Here is an 11,924-nt window from a genome sequence, read left to right on the forward strand (position 1 = left end):
TTCCTTCTACCGCATCTTCAGTTCAACGTTCACATAGAGGCACTGGAAACGATGGAAGCTAACAATTCATTCCTTCCTTCTACCGCATCTTCAGTTCAACTGCGTAACTCCTGTAGGTTTTTAACCGAGGCAATAGACAAACCCCATTCCAGGTGTTGCCATTATTTCCACCCATCGCCAAATAAACCATCCATTTTCCATCAAAAGAGATATCACATCTTTTTGGATATAACTTACCGTTAAACCAAGACCCATATTCTAGGGAATCGTCTTTCGTATTCCAACGAATGATGTGGAAAACGTGTGACGGCTTTCGTCTAATTACAGCGACGTATGGGGAGCCTTTAGCCGGAAGTAAATGTATTCTCGCTGGTATTTCTTCAATCATCGCAGTACAGTTCCATCAAAGGGATAGTTTATGCAGGTACGCACGCCACTTACAGTCATTACGGGGCCACTCGGAAGCGGAAAAACAACTCTACTTCGTCACATTCTCGACTCTTTTCCTAAAAAGATCGCCATTTTGATGAATGAATTTGGCGAAATTGGTATCGATACCAAAATCATTCAAGGCAAAAATGTCCAAATGGCGGATCTCGGTGGTGGTTGCGTCTGCTGTTCGCTGTTAGGAGAGTTTGAAGCCGCTGTCAATGAAATCATTGATAGTGTTGACCCCGATAATATTGTGGTGGAGACAACTGGGGTTGCAGAACCAGATGCGCTGGTGTTTGACATTCAAGAAAGCTTAACCAAAGTGCGACTGGATGGGGTCGTGACGGTTATCGATGCAGATGCAATGGTGAAATATCCGTCGGTAGGACATACCACTAGGATACAAATTGAAGCAGCAGACACCCTGCTTCTGAATAAAGTTGATTTAGTTTCCGAAAGCGAGTTAAAGGCAATAGAAGATAAATTGCGCTCCTTTAACGAAGTCGCCTCAATTTTGCATACTAAGCGCTGTCAAGTAGACCCTGATTTGCTATTTGGTATTGGTCGAGAGCGAGTGCAACCGCAACCTCATCACGTTCACCAACTTGAATTTGAATCATTTAGCACGACAAGTCCTGCTACTTTCGAGCGACAATGTTTTGAAGAATTTGCCGACTCCCTTGGGACAGATGTTTACCGGGCGAAAGGTTTTGTACGATTTCCTGAAGGAAACTACCTATTTAATTTCGTGGCTGGACGTTGGGATCTGGAGCCATTTCAACAAGAGGGGACGGAGCTAGTTTTTATCGGCAAACAGGTAAGCGATCGCAAAGCAGAAATTCTGGATCGTTTGAAGTCATGCGAACAATAGAGCGTAGGTTGGGTTGAGGTAACGAAACCCAACTATATAAACACTTGTTGGGTTTCGCTTTCGCTCAACCCAACCTACAGCTTAACTAATATTTAGCGCCATTTTAGTGAATTAGTATTATGTCCTACGAGTTTCTTGAAGATGTTGCCACTGCTGATATTGCTTTTCACGCTTGGGGAAAGGATTTAGAGGAGCTTTTCATCGCGGCGGGTGATGCAACGCTCAACGTGATGATTGATAATCTGGATGCGATCGCGCTAACCGAGACGCGCACCTTCAGCTTAGAAAACGATGAGTTGGATATGCTGCTGTTTAATTTCCTGCAAGAATTTATCTACTACAAGGACAGCGAATTACTACTGCTGAGAGCGCAACAAGTTGAGATTTCCGAGAAAGATGGAGTGCATCAACTAAGCGCGGTTACGAAGGGAGAAAAGCTAGATAGCGATCGCCATCAACAACGGGTAGATGTCAAAGCTGTTACATTACACCAGTTCCAATTAGAAAAAACCGATGACGGTTGGACGACAATGGTAATCCTTGATATTTAGCGCGTGTCTGCAAAAAGGCTTTGCAAATTGTAAATGGCGATGCGGATATTTTAAGATTGTAGCGAATATAGCAGTTCTCTATCGAATGGAACATAGGTTGTTTGTAGGAGTAATTCATCCGCCCCTACTCTGTAGTTTTTCCAAGAATGACTAATTCTCCTTTAAGTCAGTGACATTCGATTTAAAAACTCTGACAGGGAAAAATATTACCCAAGCTAAGCCTCTTTAGCCTACGGCACGCTACGCTAACGCCGACTCACCAAAAACCCAAGTTTGGAAACCTGCGAAGGCAGATTTCGTCTGTATATCCATAACTTACAGGATACCCTTATCCTTCCAATCGCAGTGCGTCTTTATAAACATCCTTTCAAGAGGAGATTTTTTCCATAATGCACGATTTTATAGAACCACTGGGTAACTGGAATCCCCAACTGTTGCGGGAACTCAAAGGACGTCTTAAACCTCAAAACATTCTGCTGGCAACTGCTATCTCTGTGCTGGGTCAATTTGGAATATTCATGTATTTTCAAACCCAGCTGCCGAATTCTGTTAACCGAATTGCGGATATCTACAACAAATATTGCACAGGTAAGCCCCTTCCTAATAGTAAGGAACCGCTATGCCTGCCGGATGGATTGGGCAATATTGTCATAAAGTGGCAATTATGGTCACTAGACCGATTTATATACCTGAGCATTATTGGCATCTTAATCCTGTTACTAGCAGGAACCTATTTGCTAATTAGTGATTTGGCTACTGAACAACGTCGCGGCACCCTCAATTTTACTCGCCTCACCCCTCACTCTACTGCGGGTATTTTGACGGGAAAACTGCTGGGGGTTCCGATTTTGATTTATCTGGTAGCCGTCGTTGCAGTTCCTTTCCATTTGTGGGCTGGACTCGCCGCTAAAATTCCTTTGGGAGAAATTTTGAGTTTCTATGGGGTTCTTGTTGGTAGCTGTATTTTCTTTTACAGTGCTGCGTTGCTATATGGGATTGTCAGTTCTTGGCTAGGCGGTTTTCAAGGTTGGTTAGGCAGTGGTACGGTTCTGGCTTTACTAATGCTAACTAAGGGAATAAGTACGACCAGTTACTATAATTCAACGACTTGGCTGAAGCTGCTTAACCCCTTTTGCCTAATCCCACATTTGTCCGCCAGTTCTTTTAATGAATCCTTTGCCACAGGGTTAGAAGGGTTTAAGTGGTTTAGCTTACCATTGGGTGACAGTGTTTTAACTGCCGTCGGTTTTGTGCTGTTGAATTACGGCATTTTGACTTGGTTTATTTGGCAAGCTTGGCAGCGTTGCTTTCGTAATCCCAATGCCACTATATTAAGCAAGCAGCAGAGTTATTTATTAACTGCTTGCTTTACAGTTTTGACTATAGGATGTGCCAATTACAACTCTATAGAAAATCGTAGCGTTTACGCTACGCCACTGTCAGAAAACCTCTTGGCGCTATCGTTGTTGAATCTGTTGCTATACCTCTGTTTAATTGCTGCTGTGACGCCTCATCGCCAAACTCTACAGGATTGGCTACGCGCTCGACCCAAGAGGGGTTCTAATAGCAAAAGATTTGCTGATAGCTCGTTAGTAAAGGACTTAATTTGGGGTGAAAAAAGCCCGGCAGTAGTAGCGATCGCTGTGAATGTAGTGATTGTTCTCATCCCCTTGGCTTTATTTATTTTACTCTCCCCTGCACAATCAGCTACTGGTACAAATGCTGCTCTGAAAGTAAATGAGAGCAGAACTGGGGCGTTGTTCGGTCTTACTCTGGAGGCTGGCTTAATGCTAATTTACGCAAGCCTAGCCCAACTGCTGTTATTCATGCGAACTCAGCAACGGGCGTTCTGGGCAGCAGGTACGCTGGGGGCAGTAATTTTATTGCCGCCAACTATTTTTGTAGTACTGGGAATTGGCAATTTCGCTCCATTGGCGGTGCTGTCGCTGTCTATTGTCTTTCCCTTCGCTTTCTTACTAAACCAGGAGAACGTTTTTCTGCTAATTACGTGTCTGGGACTAATACTGGTATTACTGAACCTGCAACTGACACGCCAGTTGCGACAAGCAGGCAAGCAAATCAAAGGCTCTAGCCACGTCACCTCGTAGTGAGAAACGCGCGATCACGATGATGGCGATCCCGATCGCCATCAACAACGAGTAGATGTCAAAGCTGTTACATTACACCAGTTCCACATTAGAAAAAACCGATGACGGTTGGACGGCGATAGTGATTCTTGACATTTAGCGTGTGTTTGTGAATTCGAGAATAGAGAGCGATCCGTTTTCTGATTTGCTTACCCTTGACATGCTCAGAAAACTGCTGCATTAAGATGAAAATGAACGAACACGCCATATATGGTGTTTCATAAGAGCAAAGAGCAGTTAAAGAGCAGTTATGGGGCAGCGATTGAAAATTATTGACTTATTCTGCGGGACAGGCGGTTTTTCAGCGGGATTCGAGACGACAGGTGAGTTTGAGGTAAGAGCTGGAATTGACCTCCTGGAAGATAGACTGAGGACATTTAAGGCAAATCACAAGCACGCTTACGTGATCGAGGGCGACATCCAGCAATGGTTGCCTATTAAGTTCTGCAAAACTACTGGGCTTGCCCCAGGCGATGTAGATGTATTGATCGGAGGCCCGCCATGTCAGGGCTTTTCCTCAGTACGTCCATTTCGTAGTCTGAATATGGAAGATCCTCGCAATACACTGTTTGAGTCGTTTGCACTGTTTGTTCAGTTCTATCTACCAACTTTTTTTGTTATGGAGAATGTTGTTGGCTTAATCAGTCACAATAAGGGGAAGACTATTCAACAAATCGTCAAGACATTTGAAGCTATTGGATATTGTACAGATTGGCGAGTGCTAAATGCAGTCCACTACGGTTTACCGCAAAGGAGAGAACGGGTAGTTGTAGTTGGGCGTTTTGGCAACAAAAAGGAAGTAATTTTTCCGGAGCCAACTCACTATTTTGAAGGGCGTAGTATGGCTCCCATCAACCATAACAAGGTAGTACGGACATACCCATTAATGCAATATATACTTGCGCCAGCAGTTACAGTAATGGAAGCAATTCATGACCTACCAGAACTGAGATCAGGGGAGAAAAAGACTCAGTATCGCTCTGATATTTCTCCTAGCCCCTACGAAGTTGAGCGCCGCAATAATACGGAACAGCTTACATTGCATGAGGCTACTGCCCATACGGAAAAAATGCTGAAAGTCATTAAATGTGCAGGAGCAAATATTTTTTCCTTGCCTCCTGGAATGGTAACAAGCGGCTTTAGTACTTCGTATAGTCGAATTGAGCCTGATCAACCCTCTGTTACTTTAACCGTAAACTTTGTACACCCAGGTTCAAATAAATGCATCCACCCATATCAAGATCGAGCGCTAACCCCTAGGGAAGGAGCTAGACTTCAGGGCTTTGACGATGACTATATATTTGTAGGCAACCGCAGCCAAATTGTTAAGCAAATTGGCAATGCTGTTCCGCCTCTTCTGGGACGGGTGATCGCTACCGCCTTGCTAGCACAGTGGTAACGGTCGCCTGCCAATTCAAAGCTAGTTAAAGTAGACATAGCGTTTGTACGGACACAGCGCTTGGTCAAAATAGACGAGATTCATTCTACGTAGAGCTTCGCTTTTTATCACAGCCGTCTTTCCACTGTCACCTGCTGTATTGCTAACCGAAAAGTCGCTCTCGGAGAGCCTTCCGCAGCGTGCTTCCCATATTGAAACTATGTCTCCACGGTGAGAGCGGTCAAAACCGCTTGTGGTGACTAATACATAACGAAAGGTAAGGTAGGTGCCAGCTTTTGCAAGGTGCCCTTTTGGAACGTTGGTTTCAATAGCTACCTTGATCTCGATTCCAGATGCAAAATCACTATTGGTAGATAGGAGATCGGGAAACTTATGTGGACCATTGCGAACAAACTGCCCACCCGAATGAAGAGCTACTCCAGCTCCCAGTAAGTTACCAACAATAGAAGATAGATTTGCTAACTCAACTGTACCACCACCAAGACGCTCCAGTCCTCCTTCCAGCAGGCGAGAATCTATGGAATCAATTACTGTATAGGCATGGAAAATCGCATGGCATAACCTTTCTGGAGTCAGCCCGATAGAATTCAGTCCCTCAGTGTTTCTGCAACAAGGCAGCATTTCAGTCGGAGAGAGGCGTGGCAGACTAGTAGCTTGAGGTCGAGAACCAGAGAGTAGGTGTGGTTCTATTAAGTCAGTGATATTGACCCCAAGGGCTAAAGCCAAGGCAGAAAGAGTACTAATCGTGACATTTAGTTCTCCAGCTTCTACCTTCTGAACGTGACGGGAGTTCAAACCAGCTCGGTCAGCAAGTTCTTCTTGGGTAAGACCTAGAGCCCTCCGGCAAGCACGTACTCTAGCTGCAAGAGTCTCCAAAAGGGTATCAGGAGGGGTCGGTGAATCATCATTGTTCATGCAGCCATGCTATTAACAGCATGGTCAACGCACCACGCCTTTTATGGCGTATGAAAGGGCAAAATCAAAACTGGATCACCAATGCTCTACGGTGTACTGCGCGATCGCTGCTGGGTATGAGAATTCGGCTGTCTTACCGGGTTAACATACAAGCAGTAAGTTACCAGGGGGAAACGTTATGGTACAGTACAACCCGTTGCAATATCTTCCCACCGCTGAAGAACTGCCCGACTCTGACGATACCCCAGTGGATAACGAACTGCAAATCCTCATCCCCACTCTGCTACGAGCAATCTTAGCTCTACTGTGGGCAGACCGCAGGGACTGGTTTTTCGGGGTGAACATGGGATTTTACTATCAACCCCAATTAGCGGCAATTGTACCGGATAGCTTTCTGAGTTTAGGAGTAGAGCGATTTAAGCCTAGTGGTAAACTCCGACTAAGCTACGTACTTTGGCAAGAAAACAATATTGTCCCGCAGTGGGTATTAGAAGTTGTCTCTGAAACTCCAGGCGGCGAGTACGACGAAAAGATGACCAAGTATGCTCAACTCGGTGTGCTGTACTACGTCATCTACAACCCCGACTATTACAGGCGCGACCAGCACGACTCGTTTGAAGTGTATCGTCTAGAGAATGGGGTCTACGTGCGTCAGATGAGTTCCCTAGTGTGGATGCCAGAAATTGGGTTGGGAATAGGGTGTGTGTGAGGTGGGTACTCATGAAGGATACATGAGGGAATGGCTCTATTGGTACGACCAGAATGGCAATCGACTTATTCCACCAGAGGAAATAATTAGGCAGGAGCGTCAAATAGCACAGCAGGAGCGTCAACGGGCAGAGCGTTTGGCGGAGCGGCTGCGGCAGATGGGAGTTGACCCCGATACTCTGTAGAAATGCGATAAGCCTGACGGTATGCTTTGCTAACGCACGGTAATAATTCATCAGTGCGATCGCGTCTGGGTCTACTCCAGTTCAAGTTGAGCCAAGAGCTTTTGTCTACTGAAACCTTACCAAGCGTTTCCCAAAATACATCATTCTTTATACAGAGAAATTGATACCAAAAAATTTCTCTGATGTTTAGGCAATATTCATTCACTATTTTAAGGCTAAATAGTTTATCCCCCCTACCCCCTCCTGTCTTTAACAATATGATGTGCTGTAGTCTTAAAAATTAAAATTCGGGGGGATTGGTTTTTTGGCGGACACTTAGTGAAAAAATGCTTCAGATATTTAGTCAATACTAATTCACCATTTTAAGGCTAAATACGTTATCCCCCCACCCCCTTTTACTCTTAACAGGATGATGCGCGGTAGACAAAGGAGTCGGGAGTTAGGGGGGATTATTTATTACGAACAAATTAGTGAAATGGGATAATTTGTACCGCCTTAGAAAGAAGATTATAAGATTTATTTCCAATAGTCTAGTTAAAGGACAATAGTTGGGAACGAGCTTATGCAGATTTCATTATAGAGGCATTAAGTGGACAAGGCATCGTTCATCCTTGGGGCAATCTAATCAGCAATCTTTGGTAATTGTTCTAATCAATCAAAATCATTGAAATCTAAATTCGGAGCATTATGACAACTGAACAACCAAAAAATACCAACCAGACTGACGCTGTGCAGCACGATAGCGAAACACCTCTTCCTAAGAAACCCTCTGTTCTATTTATCCTCAGCACTTCAATAGGACTGATCACCATTCTCACTGTGGTTATAAGTGCTTATCGCGGAGTTGCTGGTCTCTAGTTCTACTCAATAGAAGTTCTAAACGCTGGCATTTCTTTAAGGAAGTGTCAGCGTTTAGAGCTGATTTATGGCGATTCTCGTTTGAATGCGCTACGTTTAACCCCAGCCCTGTAGAAACGCGATATATTGCGTCTGGAACATTTATCTTCCCCGAAAAAAAACGTTGCTCTTGGGTGAGGTTTTGAAATTGAAATAGGCGATCGCTTAGCGCTGAGTCACCAATATCTTGATACCCTGTTTTGGGCGGAGTGTTAACGAGGGTTACAGCACCACCGGATACTCTGGTTGTAGTGTTAGATGAAATTTTTGCGCGATCGCTTCTACCTGTTCGTGCTGAAGGTATATCGATTTTGGATGATTTTAGATTGGAAATTGAGAAATCTCCCTTCCAGCCACCTATTCCCCTACTGCTTCAATTGCTCTAAGTGGTTGAGGTTCTAGGTTCCTCGCACCATATAGCTCAACGAATCTTCTCATAAGCCACATTGTTTCTCGATCTGAAAGCCCACTTAAGTTGACTAAACGGTATATATTTCTTTCTGCTAGTTTACGCAAGTAGGGTAAATCTTCAAACAGTGTCAAACAAGCGGCAAAATGCAAGATGGTTTGTAACAACGGTTTGGGCCATTCCAGATTACTGTAGATGTCTATAAACAACTTATGCTCGTTCTCATTCAGAGGAATAGCATTAAACATTACAGTTATATGTTTGTTGTTGTAGACCGGAATTATCAGCTCTACAGTATAGGGAGTATGCAATATTAATCCCGCTTCAACTATCGGCTGTCTCCAAATTCTCAGAGCATTGGCTGGAGAATCTAAAATTGTCTGAAACTTAACCATCCCACCCATTTCTGTTGGCTGAATCTGGCTAACATTAATGACTTTTAAGTTATTCAGGCTGAAATTGTGAATCGTCTCCAGATGTTTTAAATTCAACAAATGATAGATTTGACAGAGATAGGGAACAGGCAAAATATATTCCTGGCTGATCATATGTTGATCTTGCAATTCAACCATTCTGGATTGAACTGTAGATATATATACTTCATCCAGATAAGGATGTGAATCTTTCCGGTATCTTTGTATCGTGTCAACACCACCGCTATTAAAGCTTTGCTCTGGCTTCAAACACAGCCAACTTCCAAAGAAGAAAAAGGCGGTCAATAATTGGAAAATTTCTATTGGAGAGATATATCCATCAGCCAATGAAGCAAAGCTTCTATCTGTGATTCCAAAAAGCCAAGATGGAATTCCAAATGCCCAAATATTATTTTTGAGCTTGGTCATCAAAAGAGAAAGTTCTAAAGATTGAATGTTCTGTATGGTTTGAGAACTTTTGGTGGGCAAAATACCGCTAGTCATAGCAATTCAAAAAAATTATTTTTAAAGCTTCTCAGCACAAACTATCCCCGAAAGGGTAGACCGGATAGATGCGTAAGCGTTACTTAGACTTTTACCAATTTTTCTGTGTGATGCTATACACTATATTTTTCCTACTCTCCTTAAAAAAGGAGAGTTTAAAGAATCGCAAGTGTAGCGCTAATGAAGCCAATTGGTATTAGTAGGCTCGCTTTGGATATTTAATGGTGAAATTTAAACCCTGATAAAACATCTTGATAAGAGCGATCGCTGTTTTATCGCAGATATTTTGGAAAGGTATTCCTTCTAAGAGCATATTTGTGCCTACATATAAAGTAACACGTAATATTTTTTAACAGCCTCTATCCCAGGTTAAGGCTGACTTTCTACCAAAATAAGGAAGGCGGGTAAAGTCAATATGTATTAAGATAGAAAAGGTAGGCTAAACATCACTTGTATTAGGCGGGAATTGGGAATTAGTGAAGAGAAAAATCCCAGCTTCCCCTAATAAAGAGGGCGAACCTTCCGGCCCGCCCTACAAGAATCATCCTTTGTTTGTGCTGTCCTGAGTATTAAACCTGTGCGGGATTAAAAATGCCCCAATCTTTAATACCCTTATTGCTTAAGATTGCTTCAGCGCGATGAATGTCCTCATCTGAGCCATCTACTATAAGCAAATACTTGCCTAGATGGAGGCGATCGCTATAAGCTCTAGCTTGTTCTTCGGGAATGCCTAAATCGGTCATCGCCTTAACCAAATTATTACTAGCTAATGCTCCCAATCCAGTACCCGCCACGCCAGTAAGTAGCGCCACGCCAAGGGAACCCGCGGCTAAGACTGGGCCTACACCGGGAATTGCTAGACTGGTCAACCCAACTAATACAGTACCCCAGGTAGCGCCTGTGACAGCATCAGCCACCACTCCTGTTGCAGATCCTACATCTTGACTACCAACGCGATCGCTCATCTCCGCACCGCTAAGCTGATCGTTGTGGTCTGCATCCCTAGCAATAACAGAAACTTTGTCCATTGGGAAGTCTGAAGCTTTTAATTCATTGATTCCCTGTTGGGCTTCTTCACGGTTAGAAAATACTCCAATACCATGTATGCGATCGCTTACTTCCATATCTCCCTCCACCTATAAATGCAGAATTACTTTGATATTTTTGTGGTTTTAGTCACGCTTTTTTCCACAGAAACGTTGACTCCACAGCCGTACCTTAAACTTACCTTTACCGGGGTTGTTCTATCTTCCCACCGGAGATACAGCTTACTGTTAATTTAGTCTGTTAAATACAATACAAAAACATTTCTGAAGTAGCAATAGTTGCTCCTCCTAAAGGAAGATGGGAAACCACAAGCAATGTACCTGAGTAGCGTAGGGATATATTTGCTAGCATTGGGATACATCCGACAAGTGAGTGCGATCGCTTCCTACCCTGCTTATTGTATTGCTAGGAAAGCATGAAAGCTAATATATCCAGCGCCACCACTTATCTATAATATCTATCTTAAGACACGTTATATTACCTTTTATTTGTTCGCTGTCTTCAAATTTTAATTTGAGAACCTATGGTTATTTTTTTAAAGTTGTAAATTGGCTCCAATTGTTGCCTAAATTCAAGAATATTTGAATACAAAATTCAAAACACAAAATTTACAATTTTAGCTTTTGATTTCAGTAGGTGCGATTTCCCGTCCTCCATCTCGCCATAGAATCCCGCCGACTACAACAAGAAGCGCACCTAGGATGAGAAATCCGATATCCCAGGCAAGTTCATTAGGGCCAGATTTTACATGATGAATGCCGAGAATGTGGTGGTTAATTATCCCTTCAATTACGTTGAAAGCACCTGCACCAACAAGCAAAGCTCCCCCAAAAGTCTTTGACTTCCCCACAAAATCGCCACGCAAACCCGCACGCCACAGCAACACGAGTCCAGCTATAGTCATGGCGTATGTGCTGGCATTGAAAAGACCATCCCAGAAGGTATTTACTTCAAAATTGCCGATGTTCGTAGTAGGCTGAACGCTTGTTAGCATATGGTGCCATTGAAGGATTTGATGCAGCATGATGCCATCAAAAAATCCTGCGAAGCCCATCCCAAGAAGGATACCAGCAATAATTAGTAGTCTGTGTTGGTTTTGTTTAGTTTCCATATTTATTAGTTAATTAACACCAGGCTAATATCGACAAAATCGGGGGTGTAGGTAGTCTTACTACATCCTCAGCAGTCACAAAAGTATGCCCAGCAATCAGACAGCGTAACGCATTGGTAACGACGTTGTACTCATCCCAAAGACCGAAGAATCGATAGTGCAGATTATCAGTGATGAGAGATGCACCCTTAAAACCCGCTCCTCTGTAACTAATACAGTCTATTTAAAAATAGTTTTAGGTTTAAAATTTATAACTTCTTCGTGTGCAAGAGATTGGCTGTGCTTCTAAACTTTCATATGTGCAACAGCAAGGAATTGTTGAAATGAAGAACATT

The 11,924-nt window shown here is 43.3% G+C and carries 11 protein-coding genes and 2 pseudogenes; 8 read left to right on the forward strand and 5 right to left on the reverse strand.

The window, feature by feature from the left end:
- Nucleotides 1-79 precede the first annotated feature (79 nt).
- Nucleotides 80-388, reverse strand: coding sequence for a hypothetical protein (locus tag H6F66_RS11310; protein WP_190421198.1), 309 nt, complete (start codon nt 386-388; stop codon nt 80-82).
- A gap of 30 nt (nt 389-418) precedes the next feature.
- On the opposite strand from H6F66_RS11310, the gene H6F66_RS11315 reads away from it, so the two are divergent.
- The 5 genes and pseudogenes from H6F66_RS11315 (at nt 419) to H6F66_RS11330 (ending at nt 5,400) form a co-directional block, all read left to right on the forward strand.
- Nucleotides 419-1,303 (forward strand): GTP-binding protein, encoded by an 885-nt coding sequence (locus H6F66_RS11315; protein WP_190421200.1) that lies wholly within the window; start codon nt 419-421, stop codon nt 1,301-1,303.
- A gap of 119 nt (nt 1,304-1,422) precedes the next feature.
- On the forward strand, nt 1,423-1,854 hold the full coding sequence (locus tag H6F66_RS11320) for an archease (protein ID WP_190421202.1): 432 nt from the start codon (nt 1,423-1,425) through the stop codon (nt 1,852-1,854).
- Between the two features lie 389 nt (nt 1,855-2,243).
- Entirely contained in the window at nt 2,244-3,962 is a 1,719-nt protein-coding gene (locus H6F66_RS11325; RefSeq protein WP_190421204.1) for a hypothetical protein, read from the forward strand.
- Nucleotides 3,963-3,989: 27 nt separating this feature from the next.
- A pseudogene (locus tag H6F66_RS29295) lies at nt 3,990-4,101 on the forward strand (archease); the annotation flags it as partial.
- A gap of 150 nt (nt 4,102-4,251) precedes the next feature.
- Complete coding sequence (locus H6F66_RS11330) at nt 4,252-5,400, forward strand: DNA cytosine methyltransferase (RefSeq protein ID WP_190421206.1); 1,149 nt, start codon at nt 4,252-4,254, stop codon at nt 5,398-5,400.
- 21 nt (nt 5,401-5,421) lie between these two features.
- Here H6F66_RS11330 and H6F66_RS11335 read toward each other — a convergent pair whose 3' ends face one another.
- A complete protein-coding gene (locus tag H6F66_RS11335; RefSeq protein WP_190421208.1) occupies nt 5,422-6,315 on the reverse strand; it encodes a helix-turn-helix transcriptional regulator in 894 nt (297 codons plus the stop codon).
- Nucleotides 6,316-6,493: 178 nt separating this feature from the next.
- On the opposite strand from H6F66_RS11335, the pseudogene H6F66_RS11340 reads away from it, so the two are divergent.
- The 3 genes and pseudogenes from H6F66_RS11340 (at nt 6,494) to H6F66_RS11350 (ending at nt 8,491) form a co-directional block, all read left to right on the forward strand.
- Nucleotides 6,494-7,208 (forward strand): annotated as a pseudogene (locus H6F66_RS11340) (Uma2 family endonuclease).
- 687 nt (nt 7,209-7,895) lie between these two features.
- On the forward strand, nt 7,896-8,066 hold the full coding sequence (locus tag H6F66_RS11345) for a hypothetical protein (protein WP_190421210.1): 171 nt from the start codon (nt 7,896-7,898) through the stop codon (nt 8,064-8,066).
- A 248-nt stretch (nt 8,067-8,314) separates the two neighbouring features.
- The gene (locus H6F66_RS11350; RefSeq protein WP_190421212.1) at nt 8,315-8,491 is read left to right on the forward strand and encodes a hypothetical protein; all 177 of its coding nucleotides are present in this window, start codon (nt 8,315-8,317) and stop codon (nt 8,489-8,491) included.
- Here H6F66_RS11350 and H6F66_RS11355 read toward each other — a convergent pair.
- From H6F66_RS11355 to H6F66_RS11365, 3 genes are all read right to left on the reverse strand, one after another.
- A complete protein-coding gene (locus H6F66_RS11355; protein ID WP_190421214.1) occupies nt 8,463-9,431 on the reverse strand; it encodes a hypothetical protein in 969 nt (322 codons plus the stop codon). The two genes, H6F66_RS11350 and H6F66_RS11355, sit on opposite strands and share 29 nt — an antisense overlap.
- Before the next feature lie 569 nt (nt 9,432-10,000).
- A complete protein-coding gene (locus tag H6F66_RS11360) occupies nt 10,001-10,555 on the reverse strand; it encodes a general stress protein (RefSeq protein WP_190421216.1) in 555 nt (184 codons plus the stop codon).
- A 539-nt stretch (nt 10,556-11,094) separates the two neighbouring features.
- Nucleotides 11,095-11,589 carry a DUF2243 domain-containing protein gene (locus tag H6F66_RS11365; RefSeq protein WP_190421218.1) on the reverse strand — a complete coding sequence of 165 codons (495 nt, stop codon included), beginning with the start codon at nt 11,587-11,589 and terminating at the stop codon, nt 11,095-11,097.
- Nucleotides 11,590-11,924 lie beyond the last annotated feature (335 nt).

The sequence above is a fragment of the Trichocoleus sp. FACHB-6 genome, assembly GCF_014695815.1.
GTDB classification, from domain to species: Bacteria; Cyanobacteriota; Cyanobacteriia; order Cyanobacteriales; family FACHB-T130; genus Funiculus; species Funiculus sociatus.